The sequence below is a fragment of the uncultured Aquimarina sp. genome (assembly GCF_947500065.1).
Taxonomy (GTDB): Bacteria; Bacteroidota; Bacteroidia; order Flavobacteriales; family Flavobacteriaceae; genus Aquimarina.
Genome location: NZ_CANMQT010000001.1, coordinates 276,729 through 296,460, shown reverse-complemented (window position 1 = coordinate 296,460; position 19,732 = coordinate 276,729). Strand labels below are relative to the sequence as shown.

At 31.1% G+C, this 19,732-nt stretch carries 15 protein-coding genes; 2 read left to right on the top strand and 13 right to left on the bottom strand.

The genetic code is table 11. The features are described from left to right. Positions 1-6 precede the first annotated feature (6 nt). From Q0975_RS01460 to Q0975_RS01445, 4 genes are all read right to left on the bottom strand, one after another. Positions 7-300, bottom strand: coding sequence for a helix-turn-helix domain-containing protein (locus Q0975_RS01460; protein WP_299432051.1), 294 nt, complete (start codon positions 298-300; stop codon positions 7-9). A gap of 4 nt (positions 301-304) precedes the next feature. Continuing rightward, a complete protein-coding gene (locus tag Q0975_RS01455; protein WP_299432048.1) occupies positions 305-475 on the bottom strand; it encodes a hypothetical protein in 171 nt (56 codons plus the stop codon). Between the two features lie 282 nt (positions 476-757). Beyond that, positions 758-2,017, bottom strand: coding sequence for a hypothetical protein (locus Q0975_RS01450; protein ID WP_299432045.1), 1,260 nt, complete (start codon positions 2,015-2,017; stop codon positions 758-760). Positions 2,018-2,109: 92 nt separating this feature from the next. Further along, positions 2,110-2,532, bottom strand: a complete 423-nt coding sequence (locus Q0975_RS01445) for a hypothetical protein (protein WP_299432042.1) — start codon at positions 2,530-2,532, stop codon at positions 2,110-2,112. A gap of 490 nt (positions 2,533-3,022) precedes the next feature. Here Q0975_RS01445 and Q0975_RS01440 point away from each other — a divergent pair, with 490 nt between their 5' ends. Continuing rightward, entirely contained in the window at positions 3,023-4,528 is a 1,506-nt protein-coding gene (locus Q0975_RS01440; protein WP_299432039.1) for an AraC family transcriptional regulator, read from the top strand. Between the two features lie 142 nt (positions 4,529-4,670). Beyond that, positions 4,671-5,264 carry a hypothetical protein gene (locus Q0975_RS01435; protein WP_299432036.1) on the top strand — a complete coding sequence of 198 codons (594 nt, stop codon included), beginning with the start codon at positions 4,671-4,673 and terminating at the stop codon, positions 5,262-5,264. 100 nt (positions 5,265-5,364) lie between these two features. Here Q0975_RS01435 and Q0975_RS01430 read toward each other — a convergent pair whose 3' ends face one another. The 9 genes from Q0975_RS01430 to Q0975_RS01390 all read right to left on the bottom strand — a co-directional run bounded on the left by Q0975_RS01430 (position 5,365) and on the right by Q0975_RS01390 (position 19,646). Beyond that, positions 5,365-9,987, bottom strand: coding sequence for a DUF6443 domain-containing protein (locus tag Q0975_RS01430; RefSeq protein WP_299432033.1), 4,623 nt, complete (start codon positions 9,985-9,987; stop codon positions 5,365-5,367). A gap of 13 nt (positions 9,988-10,000) precedes the next feature. Continuing rightward, on the bottom strand, positions 10,001-13,027 hold the full coding sequence (locus Q0975_RS01425; protein ID WP_299432030.1) for a hypothetical protein: 3,027 nt from the start codon (positions 13,025-13,027) through the stop codon (positions 10,001-10,003). Positions 13,028-13,336: 309 nt separating this feature from the next. After that, entirely contained in the window at positions 13,337-13,927 is a 591-nt protein-coding gene (locus Q0975_RS01420) for a sigma-70 family RNA polymerase sigma factor (RefSeq protein WP_299432027.1), read from the bottom strand. Between the two features lie 825 nt (positions 13,928-14,752). Then, positions 14,753-15,982 (bottom strand): site-specific integrase, encoded by a 1,230-nt coding sequence (locus tag Q0975_RS01415; RefSeq protein WP_299432024.1) that lies wholly within the window; start codon positions 15,980-15,982, stop codon positions 14,753-14,755. A gap of 405 nt (positions 15,983-16,387) precedes the next feature. After that, positions 16,388-16,612 (bottom strand): hypothetical protein, encoded by a 225-nt coding sequence (locus Q0975_RS01410; RefSeq protein ID WP_299432021.1) that lies wholly within the window; start codon positions 16,610-16,612, stop codon positions 16,388-16,390. Between the two features lie 154 nt (positions 16,613-16,766). Beyond that, a complete protein-coding gene (locus Q0975_RS01405) occupies positions 16,767-17,147 on the bottom strand; it encodes a hypothetical protein (protein ID WP_299432018.1) in 381 nt (126 codons plus the stop codon). 196 nt (positions 17,148-17,343) lie between these two features. Next, on the bottom strand, positions 17,344-17,862 hold the full coding sequence (locus tag Q0975_RS01400; protein WP_299432015.1) for a hypothetical protein: 519 nt from the start codon (positions 17,860-17,862) through the stop codon (positions 17,344-17,346). A gap of 287 nt (positions 17,863-18,149) precedes the next feature. Beyond that, a complete protein-coding gene (locus Q0975_RS01395) occupies positions 18,150-18,971 on the bottom strand; it encodes a helix-turn-helix domain-containing protein (RefSeq protein WP_299432012.1) in 822 nt (273 codons plus the stop codon). A 258-nt stretch (positions 18,972-19,229) separates the two neighbouring features. Next, on the bottom strand, positions 19,230-19,646 hold the full coding sequence (locus Q0975_RS01390; RefSeq protein ID WP_299432009.1) for a DNA starvation/stationary phase protection protein: 417 nt from the start codon (positions 19,644-19,646) through the stop codon (positions 19,230-19,232). Positions 19,647-19,732 lie beyond the last annotated feature (86 nt).

Genomic DNA, 19,732 nt, shown 5'->3' with positions numbered 1-19,732 from the left:
AAGTCTTTAACGTTTTGGGATATAGCGTTCTAAATATGCCAGGATACTTTTTTTAGAATACTTGATAACTTTGCCAGCTTTGGAAAATACAATTTCATCATAGTCGCGTAATTCTTGTAATTTGGTTTTGCTTTTGATCCCTAGAAGTTGTTTAGCCTCTTCCGTGGATAGCCAGTCATTAGCTGGATCCATATTGGCCATTGCTTCTTCTTTTGCTTCCCGAATTGTCGTTCTTACCAATTGCATCATTTCTTTTTGTAGATGCTGAAATGCTTCCGATTCTAATACGATTACCTCCATATCATTATTTGTTTACATTAATTTCTAATAGCCTGAGAAATTCTTGTCTAGAAATATATAAGGAATCACTATCTATTTTGTCACTGAATAGACTGAGATGCTTTTTCAGAATTTTCTCTCCGAATGGTAATTCTATCTGAAGTGATATATTCCGTTTTGATCCGTTTGATTCCATTATTTTTTAATTTCTCATTTATCTGGGTGTAAAGAGAAACAATAGAATCATACCAAAACAGTGGTAAAAGGGTTTACAACCCCAATGTTTTATTTTAAGTATTTGTTTTTCAGTTTTTTAAAAATAAGGTATAGGTGAAATTTGTAAAAAAGAAAGACTAAATACAGCACTAATCCCTTAAAATCAGCTAAAAAAATAAACCCTTTTACAACCCCTAATTTTCATCTTTTTGACAAAAATTGTGGTTAAATTTAGATTTTAGGAAGAAGTAAATACTCTTAATTAGGTTTCACTTTGGATAGTATCTAGCTTTAGAAGCATGCTTCTCAACATTTTTCTAACAGATGTTTTGGTGCTTTCCGGGATGGAATAATATCGATTGCTTAAACTTTCTGGAGAAATGACTTTGGTTTTATGGGTTTTAAAAGTATTGGATAAAAACTCAAAAAACTTTTTTTTAGATCCTTCCAGCATTCCTTGCTCGTATAGCAATCTGGTGATCAGTGAGATTTCCGATACTGATAGTTTTAGAACCTTTTTTGTGTTTTGTTTATATGTTTCTTCCTTTTCTTTGACCAATTCAATCGATGAGCTTTCCATTGTTCTTTGCAGTGCATTAATTTCTTCTCCAATCCAAATCAATAATTGTTCTTTTAAAGAAGGAAGATTAGGATTATATTTAGTAGCACTGGTAACTGTAGTCGTTTTTATATCCTTTAAAAACTGATGTAGTACACCTATTTTTTTTTGTGCTCCATAAGTCCTTTTTATCCGTTTTGATATGTACTCATCTCTTAGGTAAAAGAATATTTTAAAGGTGTTGAACTCTAAACTCATCAATACAGCATATACTTCTTCAACGACTATGGAATCTTTAGAAACTAACTTAAATAATACCTTTATATAGACATCATAATACTCTTTTTCCTCATAGGTAAATCCGGATAAATTGTTGTCAATGATCTTGTAAAGAGGATCGCAAATAATTTCCTTCAATTGTATGGGGATATCTAAAGCGTTAAGCATTGCTATCAAAAGTCGACACCGTTCTTTTTTTTGATGCACATACCATAACCTTCTTTGATAAGGTATCTCTAGTGATGGTTCCAAGTACTTATAAAAAGATACCTCCAGGTAATTTAAAATTGAATCCAATGTTTGATAAGTCAACTTGAAGATATCTGTAACAGACTTTTCTTCTGAAATCTGATACTTCTCATTTTTATCATCAGGAAGATAATTTTGTTCGATGATCTTACCGTAATTAAGAATCAATATCTGGTGATTTTGTATAATGGAAGCAATACTGGCAGGATCATTAATACTTTGAAAGACCTTATTATGTATATCCCTCTTTACTTTTTTTAATGTATCCGATAAGAGACTATCATAATATGTATATTGATTAGTGTTTTCTCTTTTTATTATTTCATTGTTAAGTGGTTTTTTAGAGTATTGGAGTTTTAAGTTTTGAGTTGATTGGCTGGTCAATGGATTCAGATCTTCGTGTAGGATCTGATAAAAAATATCCATAGGTTCCATAGACGATGTGTGGTTTTAGTTATTTTCCTTATTTGTATTTATGTGTTCATAGTGCTGATTTTTAAAGTTGTTAGTTTTCGTACTGCTCTATATTATAATCCCAATAGCAATAAATTTCCTTGTGAATTCCTCTTTGAAATGTTATAAGCTGTTAAAAAAGTAGCTACTTCTAATTCGTGGGGTGTGTTTTGTACATTCTCTAATAAGTTTGCTTTACTCAATTTTAAAAGTTCTAAAGGTGCGTATTTCGATTTGAAATAATAGGTAGTGATAGGGTTCCATTTGCTAAATCCTCTCTTTGTTTCTTTATAGATATGAATCCAATCGTTAGCACCTTCAAACTCACAAAAATTACCATTGGGTAGTATAGTAAATTGAAATAGAGATATATCTGCATTACTAATCGCTTCCTCATTAATTATCTTTACTATACTTTCATTTGTTATTGGACTTATAGTATTCGATAGCATCATTTCTATTCTATGTAGAAGATCAAAAACATCAATCTTGTTCATGCCCTCAAAGTTTTGCATTACCCTTAAAAGTTTTACATACTCATCCCTATTATAATTTTCAAATCTCATTTTAGATTCCCTATAATTTATGAGGTATTCTGTTCTAGTAAATTAACTATGAAATGATTGCCTAACCCCATTCATAAAAGATTACTAGAGACAGAACCTCAATTAAATAAGTCAAATTTAGATGACAAGAGGGGAGAATAACAAGTAAAAGTAATCGGGATTTATGAAAATCGAGTCGATATTTATAAAATCCGGACTAATTTAATAGATTAACAAATAAAAAGTTATAGATTAAATAGGTTTGTAAAAGAGGATTGATTTTTTGAAAGAAAATCAAATATTTTACGTTAAACTAGTAATGTCATTTTAAAATATTTAGTTAACATTTTATATGAAAATTAATATCACTTTTCTAACTAAAAAATATCTAATCATCTTTTTGTTGAATTTTTTTTTCAACATTCTCTTATTTGGACAAAATATGATACAAAATGATGTGTTATATGAACTTTTAAATGAAATTGATAATAAAATAGATCAACGAGACTATAAAACAGCGAAATTATTAATTGAAGAATTGCAAGAAGATATTGATGAATTGAGTTTTGAAAACAGATTAGCCATTGATTTACGAATTTCCGAAATACAGTATTATGCCGATCATAATATAGAAAGTATTGATCAATTATTGGTCAATTTAGAAAAGGTGCAAACTACAGATACTTCTCGTCTTACCTATAAATACAATAACTTCATTGGGCAGGTATTTAAAACATCCAAAAATTATAAGAAGTCTATCATATATCACAAAAAAGCACTTTCAAATGCCGAAAAAAGAAACGACACTCTTGATATCATTTTTAGTTGTTTAAAAATAGGTCGATGCTTTTACAGAGTAGAATATATTAATACGCCTGAATATTACGAAAACAATTTAGATAGTACCTTATTTTATTATAACAAGGCGCTTCTATTTCCACAAACTTCAAAAAATAATCATTTGTTCTCAAGAATTTATGACAACCTGAGTAGAATAAAAATGACTACTGGGGACATTGAAATTGCTGAAACCTATGCCAACAGGGCATTAGAAATAAACAAAAACATTAATAACTCATTTGGAATTGCCGTTTCTCTAAGTAATTTAAGTAACATTTATTATATTAAAAATGAGCATATAAAAGCAATTAAAAGTGCACAAGAATCGAATCTTTTTATAAAAAACAAATCACTAAGCATAAAAAGAGATAATTTAGAATACATTTCTAAAAACTATGAAAAACTTAATGATTATAAAAGTGCATTTCATTATTTAAATGAAACCTATAAGGTTTCTAGTATTATATCTAAGAATACTTTAAACAATAAAATCAATGCTATTGAAGGGGAATTTAATTTAGCTCGTGAGAAACAACTAACCTTGATAGAAAAGAATAAACGACTAAAAACTCAATTAATTTTATACAGTGTTCTTTTATTAACCATAATACTATTAGTAGCAGGAGTATTTCTTTATAAGAGAAACAGAACTTATAAAAAACGATTTGAAGAACTAATAAATAATCAAAAAAATAATTTAACAGTTGAACAGCTAGAGACTAACTCCAAGAAAGCTACCAAAATACCACCAGAAATTGTAAAAAGTATTTTACTGGGATTAGATAATTTCGAAGAAAAAAAAGAATTCTTGGATAAGAATCTTGTTATGAAAGATTTGGCAAAAAAACTAAAAACCAATTCAAGTTATTTGTCAAAAGTGATAAATTCTTATAAGAATAAAAACTTTGCAGCTTACCTCAATGAGCTTCGTATAAATCATGCTATCCAGGAACTGCAGAATAACAAAGAACTACAAATATATACTATAGAGGGAATTGCAGAGCGGATGGGGTATAACAATGGGGAGTCTTTTTCTTTGGCATTTCGTAAAATAACAGGATTATACCCTTCATATTTTATCAAACAATTGAAAAAACAATCTCATTAAACAATTTGAGGAAATTACCATAAAAATATTTTAAATTATGACCTTAACACTAATAAAATTGAGGGAAGTTTGACTTATTTACTTATCTTTAATATAATTTTGACTTGTGTATTCAAATGATGAATGAAAATAAATAATTAGAATGAAAAAATTTAATATTAAGAAGAATATAGAGTTGTCATTTCATGAAGATGATTTTAAACGAATTGAACTTATTCCAAATAAAAATTATTTTTTTTCAAAAAAATATTTAGAAGAAACAGTAATTTCTAATGATAAATTAGACAATGAACATGGTTTTAGTTCAATCAAAGTGTTAGATGATCAACCTATTGCATTGATAGATGAAAAAATATTGGTTTCGGAAGTTGAAGAGGTTTTAGATAAAATCACAAGTAAAAGGACCGATAACATAAAGAAAGGCTATTCTAATTCATATACAAAAGTAAAAAAAACCAAAGCGTGGGGCTTAGAATATATGGCAGTTTTGGTGGAAACCAAGGAAAAATACACCGAAAGTATTTGGTTGTTAGAAATAGGTGGTTCTTTAATAATTGAAGATAGTAGAGGACAAAAATTGCTACAGCTATTATTAAAATTAGGAAATAATTTTAATTTAATTTTAATTGATTGGAGAAAAGAAATTCTAATTGATATCTCCGATCAAGAACAAACCGAAAATTATTTAGTAGAAGAATTAGGATACAATTTAGATAAAATAGTAATTGTCAAATAAATAACATCTGTCTAATCAATTAGTATTCCTGGCATATATAAATAATAAATCAGGAGGGTTCTAAACCCTCCTGATTTATTTGTTTTAATGGATCTGTAAATTAGTTTTTGCCATTTATTACTTGAGAACCACTTGGGTAAGTATTTCTATAACCAGAATTTTGTTTTCCTATTCTGAAATTAATAGCTTCTCCCCAAGTTTTTGCATAAACACCTTTCTTTTTTGGGTGAGGAAATCTCTCACTCATACTTGCTGGTAACAATTCATCAGATTGACGAATAACAGCTTCTACACTAATCCCAGCCTCGTGCGCTGCCAAAACTCTTGTGTTGTCTATCGTTGTAAGTCCCCCATCTTCCATTTTTACGACATCTATAGGGTCTCCGGCCCAACCATTCTTTTTCATACTACCTACTAGATCTTCTAGACCATTAACCGAAGTTTGACTAAACCTTATGCTGTTTGTTGAGAGTTTAACAGATTTACTTAGATCTTTGAGCATCCTAGCAGTCTTACCAATAATAATCCCACCTCCTTCTGCTGCAACTTCCATAGTTTGGTTAGCAATCCTTTCGCCTACATTATTCCCTACATCTGTAAATGGATCGTTAGAAGTAGCAGCTACAAACATGTCATCTACTATCGCAACAGCAGGGTTTACTGTAGCTACAACGTCCTTGGTGTCCCTAAGCAAAATAAGAGGGTTTTTAACCCGTTCTATATGATTTGATATTGCCGCTTTAGCCGCTCCTTTTGGATCAGAAACAGCAAATTTAATTGCGCTTCCGGCACTAACATAAGTATTTTTAAAACCATTCCAAACACCTCCGTAAAACTTTTTAATGGCTTTCCAACAGGTTTCACAATTTCCATCTGGATCCATAAAAAGAATAGGGTTGTTCAAGCTATATTTGTATGGTGTCCATTCATAAAACTTTTCAGACATTGGATCAAGATTCATCCATCTTCCTAAAGAAGGATCATAGTTTCTGGCTCCAAAATCTAACCAATCTAATCCAAGTTCAGATTGTTCTTCTTTACCGACAAAACCATAATTATGCTTTCTACCACGAACTATATCATTAAACCCTTTCATCTGCAAACCGAATGGATAATAGTTTTTCTCTTCTCTAATCTCCATGGCTAAATCACCATCTCCATCAATATCCGAGTTATTTCTAACAACATCTATTTTCCCATCGTTATCAGAGTCTGAAAATGAAAGCCTTATATTTTCATTGTGATCTTTAAGTTGGTATACATAATCAACCCCTAAAATAGTAGGGGGTATACCTGAACCGGGTTTTACTAGTGAATACCTAGGTTCTACATAACCTTCGGGTGTGTTGATAAATTTAATAACGGAATTTCCAAAACTTTGCCCATATACGTAATTGCCGGCATATTCAGTGATAGTCTGATTGTTTCCTTCTACTGTTAGTTTTTTTAGTTTTGTTCCATCGGCACTATATGTATAAAGGATTTCTCCATCATATGCTCCATTGAACTCTATAGTTAATGGTAAATTCAGATGGTTGTAAAGTATACTGGTAATCTTTTTATTTAAATCCTGGGTCATATTACCATTAGAATCATAGCTATAGTCATTATTGGTATTAGTACCGTCCTTAAAACCATAGCTTTTGTTCCCTCCATCGGTTACTTTCAAAAGTTTATTGCCATCATCATAAGTATAAGATAGGATATCCATATCCCAATAATTACTACTATTTTTCCATCCGTGTCGTTTTAGTGTTTTGATATTTCCCATCTTATCATAAGTCACGTAAGATAGGTTGTATTTATGCTCATTACTTAATCCACTAGTAATACGGTTTAAGGCATCATAAGAATACTTATAGTTTCTTGATGTATTATCATTGGCTGTTTTCCAATGAACTTCTGATATATTTCCATTATATAAAGTTTTGGCACCTGATATTGAAGTATTATCATAATTGATCTTAAAGGTAAATAAGTCATTACCGATATTATTACCATCATTAATATCCGTTAACCATCCTCTTACATTATACTTATAATCTATCGTCTGTAAGGGTGCTTGTTCTGCGTTACCCACTTTCTTACTTTCTAACTGTCCCAAATCATCATATGCATTATGAACAATTAACTCTTCTGCAAAGTCATTGATCTTTTGTTTTTGGGTTAATAATCGACCCATGTGATCGTAGGTAAAGGTGTCTATGGTAATAATAGGTGCATTAGTTCCTTTGGTATGAGTTGTCTTGGCTTTTAATACTTTTCCAACAAAGTCTAACTTGGTTTCTACTTTATCTACAGTATTTAGATAATCATTCTTTGTTGATGTATATATAACTCTTCCCTTTTCATCGTACCCCGTTTGTGTAGTTACAAAAGCATCTGCTATTTCTAATACTTTTATCTTGGAAGTAGTTAATAATCCTTTTACGTTAGTACTGATTGAAGTACCATATGAAGAAGCGGGTACCACCGGATCTCCACCAAAATATACATAATCTTCATAATAATTAATTCTATGCACATTATAATATTGTACATTGGTCGGATATGCATTAGTAGAATAATAAAACAGTCCTATTTGACCATCAGGTAACTTTGAATCATACTGCTGAGCAGCTGAATTCGCAGAGCTTTGTATTGCAACTCTATCTCTATTATCTTTATAAAGCCCTGTTAAGATTACTCTTCCAAACATATCATATTTGGTAAAAAGCCATTCATTACGAGCTCGTTGATTCGCATCCTGAGTCATTATGGGTTGATCCAATTTGTTATATACAATATACTCCCAACCTTTGCCAGGGATTTTCTTTTCTACCAATCGATTTCTACTATCGTATTTATATTGATAACACAGTTCGTCTATCTCTGTATCAGAGATGCCGTCATCGGTAGTTACTTTTGGTGGTACTACATAAGTGAGGTTGCCAAAAGTATCATAAACATAGTATGTGTCGTGTGGTTCATTGTTATTAAAGGTTCTTTTAAGAACAGTTCTTCCTTGCCAGTCTGTATATTCTTCTGTGGTATGATTTCGAACATCTGATGGTTTCCAATTTTCATCAGTTGTAACTACCTTTGTCAACTGACCATCTCCATAATATCCATCTTGTTGTAATCCAGATGTAAACTTGATTACTCTACCAGTTCCTTTCGTATTTACTTCATAATGAGTAGTAATACTATGATTGGTTGATTCTCTTCTATTATAGGTGTAATTAGCTGTTCCTAGATCAGGTAATTGCGCTGAAACCGTATATTTTATTCCATTTGTTATTGCAGGAAGTCCTATAGCAGATATCATCAATTTAGAAGGGCTTCCTGGAGAAGTACCTTCTATTCGTATCTTATATGGAATAAGATTACCTTGTGTGTCTTTTAACTGCCCTAAATCTACGTTAATTGGTATCAACGGATTTGGATATAAATAAGCGATAGGTTTGTTTGTGATCAACGGATATGGAGACCAGCTACCGTCTATACTTAATGTTAGAGTATTACCCATAATTTTAACCGATCCACCACCTCCACCAGCTCCTACACCAATAAGGTCACTAACCCCAAAACTTTTGGAAAGCTCATATTCTTTATTGTACGTATAGGTAACATTGTTGGTATTAACTTTCGTCGGATCATACTTCCAACTTTCTCCGGGTGCTGTTTGTTCTACTACTCTATTTAATGGAGATTTGTCATAAATATTTTCTGAATATGGATTGGTAGTGTTTTGATACTTAGTTGTATTGTAAAATGCATTAAGTTCCGGTAATGGATTCTCATAGATAGCTCCGTTCTGTGTCTGATCAGAAGCGTAGGGTAAATATTCTTTAGACTGCCTGCCATAGTCATCATACTCATAATGGGTGATAATATCTTTGGGTTTGGATTGCTGGATTAACTCTGTTACCGGTACTCCGTTTCCATCTATTTGAGTCAATACCGGATTCCAAAAATATTGTTTCACATTGATATCTGTGCTATAGTATAAATAACTTCTAAATCGTGCAGTAGTGGTATTATTTCTCCATTTAAAATCGGTTCCGTTTTTTACTTTAGTTCCATTGATATCATAAACTCCACTGATCCCACTATTTCCTCCTGTATAGGTATGCGGATGCACCACTCCTACCAATAAGTACCACTGATTAAGATTTGGCATATCTCCAACTAAGAAATATGGGTTATTATTAGCGGTACCACTAAGATTATTTACATTCTGTGTGCCGTGATAGGTGCTTCCATCTTGTGATCCGGTACGTTTTACCCAAACGGTATATCTATATCCTACATTTTTATCTACCGGAATGTAATCTGTATTCCACCCACCGTCGGCATCTCTATTGATATCATTACCACAACGCCATAATAAAGATTGTTCTCCAAATGGATTCGTTCCAAAAGTACGTTCGTTATCCGTAGACTGACCATTCATATTAAACAATGGCGTATGTCCACCACCTAATGTCCAGTCACCTGTCCAATCTAGTATATTGGTACTTTGTTTTTGTCCGCTTGCTCTAACGGCTATCGACTGCTTGGCTCTACCCAATCCATCAAAGTAATTGACAGATACGACCTTGTCACTCTCCAATACCTGGGTTTGTTGTCCTTCCTTTACTTCCGTCTGATACCCAGTAGTTTTTACGTAATTCTCTGTTTGCGTCTGTGCGCTGATTACTGTACTCACCAGTACAGCAATGGCTAAAAATAAATTTTTCATCTTCATTACTGTATTAGTTGTTTTTATACTTGTATTCATTTTCTGATAGAATATTTCCATCCTGATCTTTTACTTTTTCTAATCGGTTAAACTCATCATATTCATAATACATCGTATACCCTCTTTGATCTGTCATACTAGTTACACCAACTAAAGGATCGAATGTATAGGTAGATACAAATGCATTTGTGTTATTGTAAGATGCTCTTAAGTTCTGTAATGCTATACGTAAATTTTGTTCTTTACAATTAAAAGTGGTACAATTATCATTATCCTGATTCGATAGGTTTTTAAGATTATTGATGACAGAAGTACTAATGTTATTGTAGGATATGTTTTGTAATTTAGCAATCGGATAATTATCCTGATAACCATAAATAAAACTGGTTACGATACCCTCATTGGTTTGATACTCCAACAGATTACCTCTACTATCATATTTATTAAAAGAAGTATTGATACAATTATTAGAGGTACTTGGGTCTGATGTTGATCTGGAACAATTCCATACGTCCTCTAATAAAATAGCGTTACTAAGATTAGCATATTTTTTATAAACTGTATGTTTGTCTGATATCACCTGCCCTTTTCGTTTAACAACTTCTCTTGTAGGGATACCAATAAAATTGTTGGACCATAATGTTCCAGGATAGGTAAACTCTTTAGTTATCTTATCGTTAGATCCTACTTTTGTATTATAAATCTCTTCCTTTGTTATGCGATTTTTAGTGTCATAAGTATATTGCTGTTTGGTTGCTGTTTGCCCCGTTGGTGTATAAAGAATTTCTCTCTTGTTTTTTAAGTATGTACTGTTAGCAAAAATCGGGTAGCTAGTTAACATATTTAGGCTTTTATTTATCATACCTTGATAGAATGGTTTAACGTGATTTCCTACCGATTTGAAGTTTACTCCATAAAGTTCTTTAGTAGAGGTATTTATCAAATAGTCAAAGAAAACTTCGGAAACTACGTTTGAATCAGCATCAAAGTTTTTCTCTCTTAGTATGGTACCATTTTTAAAAGCAGCACGATCAGAAATATATTGAGGATGATAACTTTTCCCATAATCTACATTAAAAATTGTATTAGGAACGTTTACAAAATATTTTTCCGTTCTACCTAACCCACCATCATTATTGGTTATAGTTACTTTATCATATCCTATATAATCTCCTTCTCCGAATCCATTAGACGTAGTAAATCCATCCATTTTAACTTCTAAAACTGGCGTAGAAAAAACTTTAGTCTCATTTGTCCTACGAAGTACTTTTTCTGGATAAGTATTTAGAAATTTTCTTTTAGAAATTGCCTTCCCATTAGTATAACTGTAATTCCTAACACTAGCAACACTGTTGCTTTTTTCATAATTTGTCACTCTCTCAATTCTTAATCCGTGACCTATACTGATCGTAGAAAGATTACTAAATGTATAATCATCAAAACTATTAAGTTCGTAAAGAAATACCGAAGAACCTCCTGTTGGATATTCAATCCTTTCTAGCGACTGTGCTTTGGAATAGGTAAGATTTGCATCAAAATTGTTCTGGTTATTATCCGTGTATTGTGGATATCCCAATGCTGCCATAGATGGAATTAATGAAGTATTATTATGGTTATTATAATACCCCCAATAATCTATTGAAAAAGAGTCTTTGGTTGGTAATTTAATAGCATTATAAGTAAACTGATACGGAGGTTTACCATCTTCTGTAACCGAATTAAGGATCAAACGTTGTTTTAAATAATTAGTTTTCCCATCAGCATTGTTACTTACTGAATATGAATAGTTCATAGAATACGACTCAACAGAATGTTGTAGCTTATTTTTTATAATAACACCATCCATTTTTTTCATGCCGTTATAATCAGAACGATCGCTATAATTAAAATGAACTTCTTCTTTGGGTGTTGTTATTTTTGTGAAGTAATTGTAATTCTGATGTTGACTATGGTATGAATTGCTTGTAGACGAATTCATCGTATTATTAGAAAAATAAGAAAGACTACCATAATCAACGGCATCAGATTTTTCTCCACTATTAATATAATTCCTGATACTAGTTGTGCCAGTTCGTCTGAAATAATTTTGAGTCCTTTTTGTAGTTTCCCAAATCTCTGTGGAGTTATAATCTATAAGTATTTCATTCCCAATTCTAGATATTATACTAGTTAATCTATAAATCTTTGAGGAGATGTAGTTACTTCCTGATGTCCCCGGTATTAAATGCCCTGAACTAGTTGCATTCCCTTCTATAACATCTACAACTTCAAATAAATACTGGTCCGCTCTGGGCGTGGTGATTTTAATACCTGTTACCCTTACATGTCCGTTTATTGTAGAAGTAATGAGATTTACCTTATAGTTATCCTTACCATTTATAATCAATAGTGTAGGGTTAGAACTTACAGGTTTTGTGCGATCATTGGTCATTATCAATTCTTCTCCCTCTATATTAACTCTAAACATATCAGGCTCTGAATCGTGATTCCACGTATATGTCATATCATAAAACTGATTACTGTATTGTTCATTAGCAACTATAAAGTCTCCACTAGCTACAAAGTATTGTGCCATATTAGAATATCCAGATGTGGCGGGCATACCTACATAGTTAGAAGGAGTGATATCAGGATGATCATTACCGCTTGTAGGGTATACAGTACCACCTGTAAAATCAGGAAGTTTTTGCATTGCTGTAGAATACCCATAATCATCTCTGTCTTTAATTGTTTGTACTATTGCAGGAAGGTTGAAATCCCATCCTAAACCAACAACACTGGCTTCTTGTGTAACTCTTATACCTCCTGTTGTATAGTTCATTTGCAGAGGTAATTGTATACCATCCATTTCTATGGTATGTATTGGAACTGTAATGGTAGCTTTTCCCGTATATTCATTCATGGGAATATCCCCGTATTTTAAAAACTCATACGCTGCCGGAGCTGTGGGAGTGACATCTGGTCTTTGATTTTCTACAGTTTGTGAAACTGCAGAAATACAAATCCAAAAAAAGACAAAAGTGTGTTTGATCTTACTCATTTATGTGATTGATTTATTAATAATTTATATCCTTATTCAATTTTTCCAGTCTCGAACCTAAAGGAAAATCTAGTTAACTCTAGAGACGTTTTTCCCTGTTTTAACAATCCATCTTTTCTTTCTTAGATCATTTGTTACTAAATCCCATAATAAGATTAGCTGCATATAATCGATGCAAATCATATTCCTTAAAAGATGATGTTTAACATTTTATAACTCTATACTTTTTATTCTTCAGATACTTAAATTTCCTTTTCCTATAAGTACGTGTCATGAGACTTACAAATGTTACCTTGATTTTTTATTTTTTTAATTCCATATGACTTTTGATGGGCTTTGTTGTAACTCGGAAAAGAGGGGGTCCTGAGCGATCCTTTGTATCAACATCTTTTTGGATTCACATTTCTTTTTGCGTATGTACCCTGGTGTATACCCTGTCAACTTTACAACCTCTTCTATGTTTTTTCCATCAAAAAACAATGATAGCAGGTACCTCCTCGATACATTGAGTCTAGAAAGATGTTTTTTATAAAGGTTTTGTTGTTCCTGTTGTATTATATTTTCTATTATACAAGATTCCTGATTATCTTTAGTGTCTACAATCCATTGATAGCCTAAAACAGCCTGATGTTTACGCAGCTGATTTCTCCATATATTTTTGCAAACTCCTTGAAAATAAGCGTCAATAGTAGCATTGAGTCTTAATTCTCTATTGCATAATTTGCAGTATACTACTATGAATGCATCTTGAAAAACATCTTTTACATCATCTTCTGTTCCTCCATATTCCATTATATGTTTCGTTATAAATGGCAGATTGTTTTTGTAGAAGTTTTTTAACGTTTTACTATCTCCTGATATAATTCCATCGACTGTTTTTTGATTTTGATTTGATTTCATTATTGATTTTTTCTTATTTGCTTTCTTTTAGATTTTCAAAAACATTTTAATTCCTTTTCAAACTAGGCATAAAAATATCCTTTCCGAATACAGAAATACAGTTTATAATACCTCTGAATCCGTAGTTGCAGTAGAATGTTTTTTTATGAGTTACTTAGACCTGTCAGATATTTATAAAATAAACGTGAAAACTATTTGGACGTCTATTAGTCGTATATTTAGATTGTTCACGTCATTAAAGAGATTTGTATTTTTTTTTAGCTATTCACCTGATCAAGATATTTTAAAATAAGTTTTGATCGAGGCAAATATGAGGGGAGAATTGCTTTTAAACAAAGGGAATATGTCGTTATTTATAAATTCCGAGTAAATATTGAAGGCTGAAATTAATCCTCTCTAAAACGAATTTCTTAAAAAACATACTGCAGTGGTAATATTCTTGATAGTAAAATCTATTTAGTAGTTAATCTTAAGGTTTAAGAAGAATGAATTTAAGATTTGTGAAACATCTTTGAAAACGTTTTATCCAAAGGAATATTTAAAAAAAAGAGTGTAATTAGAGATGTAAATAGTTAATTTTAAATTCTATATCAGCTTAGCTGAAAATCTTATACGCATCTTTATTCAAAATTTCATTTTCAAAATAAGCTTTCCTAGTATATTAATTAGTATGCCCTAGCATATCTCATACCTGCACTTTAGATATTCCTTTGAGTAATCCAGCGGTGACAAATGTATATCTGGGTAAATAAATAGTAAGTTTTGTTTCAAGATTTAGTTCTTTACTTATTGTATGCAGCTTACGATTATTTATTCACTTAGAACCTAAAAATTAATCACGCTATCCAATGCTTCATCCGTATCCTTATGAATAAAATTACCTTGATACCCAATTGTGGTGGTTAAGTGAGAATGCCTATATAGTTTTTGTAACATCTGTGGGGATATCTTATCACCTGCTATATTTCCGAAAGAATGTCTTGCAATGTGGGTAGTTACCTTTTTGTCAATTTCTGCTTGTCTTGCAATTTCTTTCAGATACTTATTAAACTTTTTGACAGCGGTTTTAACCTTGGCGTTGATGTCTTTTGGGTCTTTTTGGTTTGCTTTTTTTAGCTCAGGAAAAATGTAATCATGTTTGCTCTTTTTGTCGTGATGGTAGTAATTGAGTATTGACTTAACTTTATCGGATAATTTTAAAGAATCTACTTTATTGTTCTTGTTCATTCGATATATAATACGATCATCCTGAATATCGGACCATCGAACATTCAATACATCAGAAATTCTAATACCAGCCAGGTAAAATGAGAATAGAAAAACATTACGGGTATGCCAAATAGGAGAGTAGTGTTCTAACTCTAATGATTCAATATCAGAAATCTCCTTTTCATCTAGTCCTACTTTTACAGTTTCGGGAAACTTGATATGGATTCTGTTTTTTCCAAAAGGATAATCTTTTTGATCAGCTCTGTCTTCAGTAATTGCTCGGTTAAACAAGGTTCTTATGACTACAAATGTATTCATTACTGATCGTTCTGCGGATGTCTTTCCGCGCTGATTAGTTTTGGTCAATATGTAGGTTTTAAAACGTTTTAAAAGCGCAGTATCGATTTCATGAAATTGGATGTCTGAATCTTTAAGAAACTCTCTAAATAGTTTTATTCTACTCCCATCTGGGTTTGCTCTATTGAATTTTCCTTGTGCATTAAGTTCGGTGATGTATTGTTCCGCTAGTTTAAAAAATGAGCTGTCTTTTCTTCCATCTTTAAGTCCATTAACAATATCTGCAGCAGTGAATGATTTTCGTTTGGTTTCAAATTCTAGGATAAGATCATTAGCTTCTGCAAGCTTTTGTATGATACGATGATTTAAACGTTGTGAATTAGGATGTGATTTTTTTACACGCATTTGATTGTCATCCCAATGTTTTTCTGCCAACCAATCAAAGAATAGATAACTAGCTTTTCTACTATGTGTAATTCTAAGAGATAGGAGGTAAGTTCCATCCTCTTTTTTCTTGCCTTTATATAACATTAATTTGGTAGTCGCCATACCGATATTTTGCTTTTAGACTGCAAATATAATCAATCTAGTTTCAACATAGTTTCAACATTTTGTGGTTTTTATTGGTTTTTTACGATTTTATAAATGTTTGGTAAGTGTTGATTTTATTAATATTAATCGGATGTTATGGCGTTTTTAGGTTTTTTTAAGCATGTAAAAACTTGGACTTAAAATCCAATGTCCATTAGGACGTACGGGTTCAAGTCCCGTCCCGAGTACTTAAAGCCTTCTTAATCTTTTGATTTTGAAGGCTTTTTTTTGTTTTTAGATGTTTCTTGTCTTATCTGCAGAAAGTATTTGGTCTTCTAATCGTATCAACAAAGTTGCAATACCTTATTTTATTGTTATTAGTTAATAGAACCATTAAGTATCATTTTTAATAGGAGGTTTGGTTCATTCTATAATTTCGTAATCAATACTTAGTTTTCGTAAAGCTCTTAAGGCAGAACCAGAATTTTTATCTGCTATCTCAATATCTACAGCGTCTCCTTCTAAAAGTATATCCGTAAGTTCATTTGATAAAGATTGGTCCATATTGATTGAAATCTCTATAATACATTTGGCTATTGCCCTTTTATCTGGTCTCTGAGCATCACAAGACAATAAGTTTAATTTCATAATAATACGTTTATGAATGCAATGTACTAGATTTGAGGAGAGGATGTATAATACTTACATCATTATTCGTTTTAAAGGCGACTAACAAAAGAAATTGAATCATTCTTCATTTAAACTTGATTAGCGTAAGAATATTCAAATGGGATGAAGTTACTTACCAAGTACCAGCAGGAGAAAATAAAAAATCAGTTGGATTATCAATATCGTATAAATACTGATAGCCTTTAGTTTCTTTCTCACAGAATGGCTCTAGAAGTTTTAATATATTAGCATAACTTTCCAGTGTTAGAGCACAATAAAAAGTTATATTATCACTACTAAGTATCCCTTCATCAGTTTTAAACAGTCCAAGGATCAAATTACAATTACGGTTTTCGATAAAATCAACTTGGGATAGATCCAGTCGCTGCTTTCTATTTACAATGGTATCTTTAATTAATTCACTAAACTTAATAACTTGATGTCTATCAAAATTATATAATCTAACAACGTTTTCTCCAAATTCATTTATGTTTTCTATGTAATCTAGTTCCATTCAGTTTGTGTTAGATAAGCAGTAATCGACATATGGATAACATCGAAGATGTTGCCCCACTTTTCTGTATCAGTTAATAATAGGTTTATCGAACTTTAGTGAGTTGCGACTCTATTATGGTTACAAATTTATGTTTTTCTACTAATTTGATAGTGATTTAATTATTTATAGTATATAATCATGAAAATTAAAATAATTAGAATTCATACCCCATATGAATCCCTCCGAAGTATCGAAACTCCTCTCCAATTAAAGTTCCAATAACAGGTCCTGTGTGAAAACCTTTTTTTCCAATTTTAATATTCAATTCCCCTTCAAAATAGGCTGCTACCTCTAAATCTTGTTCGGAATTGGGAAGCGCAAAACTTGGACCTGCATTTAATGTTAGTATCGGCCAAGGTTTATGACTTACTAATGTTGTAACCTCATGTCCAATCCTTCCTTTATCTTCAAAAACAAATGAATATCCTACACCAAATGCCCAATAATGACTAACCCAATATGTAAAATGTATTTCCGTTGAGGGATCAGAGTGATCCGCTTCGGGGTTTTCAATTACAATTCCTGAAATTATTAACTCAAACCCAGGATTTTTTTGATTTGATTCCCGGTCGTTATAATGTTCCAATTCTTGTCCTGAACAGGCAAAAGTAATGAGTAACGTTAATATGAAGCGGATAATTATATTAGAATATTTTATTTTATTTTTTTTCATTTTATAAATCTGAAAATAGTTAATTAAAGATGTTCATGAATAGAATAAGAAACCCATTATTAAAGATTCATGAATACCCTAAATTTATTATCCCAAGTCAATAATTTATCTTCTTGCTCAGTATTAATTATTAATGCAATAGAATTTAAGGATACTGTGTATCTGACAAAACACTAATCTTAATAAAATTTATTTTACGATAAATATCTTTTCTATTAATTATTTAAAGCAAAACTATTTTTAATAGGTCATAAAAGATGGTGTGTTTTTCTTTTTAGTCTTGAAGTTCAATTATCAGATTCTTCTAGGATGTCTTTGTATTTACTTCTATATTTTAAAGGACTTATTCCTGTGTGTTTTTTAAAAAACCTGCTAAAATAAGCAGGGTCATTAAATCCTATTTTATATGTAATTTCTGCTGAGTTCAAATTAGTAGAAAGTAATAGTTTTTGTGACTCGAGCAAAAGTCTTTTTAAAATAATTTCTTTAGGATTCTGTGCATCTATTTCATTCAAATAGATTAAAAATTGTTTTGATTTTAGGTTCAACTGTTTAGCATAATCTGATACTTTGTGATTAACGGCGTGTTCAATATTTAATAGGTTATTGAATTTTATCAAATATTTATATCCGACCGATGTTTTCGTATTTAATGATTCAATTATTAAAGTATCTATAGCACCTTTGAAACTTTTTAATTGATGTTTTGTGCTATCTTTTTCTGCCTCAAGGTATTTAAAAATATCTTCAATAATGGAAATTTTATTTTTCTTAAATTCTATCTTAGCAACTTCGAAGTAATTATTGAAAAACTTAGTGCTAAATCTACTTGCTATTACTTCTAAACTAGATGTGAAATAACTTCCTCTAAATGCTATAACATGAACTTTAGAACATGTTTTTGCATTTGAGAATAGTACTTCTCCTGGGTTTAAAAAAAGAAGTGTGTTTGGTGTGTTTTTTTCCTCTTTAAAATTAATAAAAAGATTACAAGGAGCTTCCTCGAAATATATGAAACAATAATGCTGATGATCTAATATTTTAATTTCCTCTTGACTAAAAGTCAAATATTTTAAATCATTATCTGGTAATTTTTTATTCTGTTTCATTAATAAATATACTTTTATTTTTTTCGTTTGCTTTCTTTAAATTAAGCAATTAAAGAACAACATGTTTTAAGTCTACTAACTTTAGGGTGTTTGGTTTGATCTCTTTTTGTTATTAGTTTTACCTCTCTATACAATATCAATAGGTAATACAACAGAACTCAAAAATTTGTTTTTGTGCTTAGTATATATTCATAGGATTCTCTTTTTATAACATTCCTTCTTTATTATCAATACAACTTATTACCATTAGTTGTTTTGTTAATGTAAGTAGGAGCTAAGCATCCATAATATTTTTTCTGTTTGCGATATGTAATCACTCATTAAACTCATGGTTCCTTCGTCTTCAGCATCTCCCGCAAGATTTAAAATCTCTCTTTCAAGAATGATTATGGCTGAGAAGTTTTTCATGATTATTTTGACTCCTTTAATTCCGTTAGCTACACCTTTTTCTTCTTTTATTTTGGAATTATTGAGATAGTCAGAAAATGTATGCAAAGGTTCAGCCTCAAGGGTTAAAATTCTTTCGGCAATTTCATCAATTTTAATTACTGCGTCATCATAGAACTCTTCAAATTTCAGATGTAATTCAAAGAATTCTTTTCCTTTGATATTCCAATGAAGTCCTCTTAAATTTTGGTAAAAAACTTGATAGTCTGCTAAAAGTTGATTTAACATTCCACTAAGCTCATCTGCCTTAGTCTTGTCTAATCCTATTAAATTTTTAATTAAAGTAAGTTTCGTTATGTTTTGTTCTCCCTAGG

Coding starts and splice junctions, on each gene's coding strand:
- Q0975_RS01460 (WP_299432051.1), bottom strand. CDS start 300: ATGGAGGTAATCGTATTAGAATCGGAAGCATTTCAGCATCTACAAAAA.
- Q0975_RS01455 (WP_299432048.1), bottom strand. CDS start 475: ATGGAATCAAACGGATCAAAACGGAATATATCACTTCAGATAGAATTA.
- Q0975_RS01450 (WP_299432045.1), bottom strand. CDS start 2,017: ATGGAACCTATGGATATTTTTTATCAGATCCTACACGAAGATCTGAAT.
- Q0975_RS01445 (WP_299432042.1), bottom strand. CDS start 2,532: ATGAACAAGATTGATGTTTTTGATCTTCTACATAGAATAGAAATGATG.
- Q0975_RS01440 (WP_299432039.1), top strand. CDS start 3,023: ATGATACAAAATGATGTGTTATATGAACTTTTAAATGAAATTGATAAT.
- Q0975_RS01435 (WP_299432036.1), top strand. CDS start 4,671: ATGAAAAAATTTAATATTAAGAAGAATATAGAGTTGTCATTTCATGAA.
- Q0975_RS01430 (WP_299432033.1), bottom strand. CDS start 9,987: ATGAAAAATTTATTTTTAGCCATTGCTGTACTGGTGAGTACAGTAATC.
- Q0975_RS01425 (WP_299432030.1), bottom strand. CDS start 13,027: ATGAGTAAGATCAAACACACTTTTGTCTTTTTTTGGATTTGTATTTCT.
- Q0975_RS01420 (WP_299432027.1), bottom strand. CDS start 13,927: ATGAAATCAAATCAAAATCAAAAAACAGTCGATGGAATTATATCAGGA.
- Q0975_RS01415 (WP_299432024.1), bottom strand. CDS start 15,982: ATGGCGACTACCAAATTAATGTTATATAAAGGCAAGAAAAAAGAGGAT.
- Q0975_RS01410 (WP_299432021.1), bottom strand. CDS start 16,612: ATGAAATTAAACTTATTGTCTTGTGATGCTCAGAGACCAGATAAAAGG.
- Q0975_RS01405 (WP_299432018.1), bottom strand. CDS start 17,147: ATGGAACTAGATTACATAGAAAACATAAATGAATTTGGAGAAAACGTT.
- Q0975_RS01400 (WP_299432015.1), bottom strand. CDS start 17,862: ATGAAAAAAAATAAAATAAAATATTCTAATATAATTATCCGCTTCATA.
- Q0975_RS01395 (WP_299432012.1), bottom strand. CDS start 18,971: ATGAAACAGAATAAAAAATTACCAGATAATGATTTAAAATATTTGACT.
- Q0975_RS01390 (WP_299432009.1), bottom strand. CDS start 19,646: ATGTTAAATCAACTTTTAGCAGACTATCAAGTTTTTTACCAAAATTTA.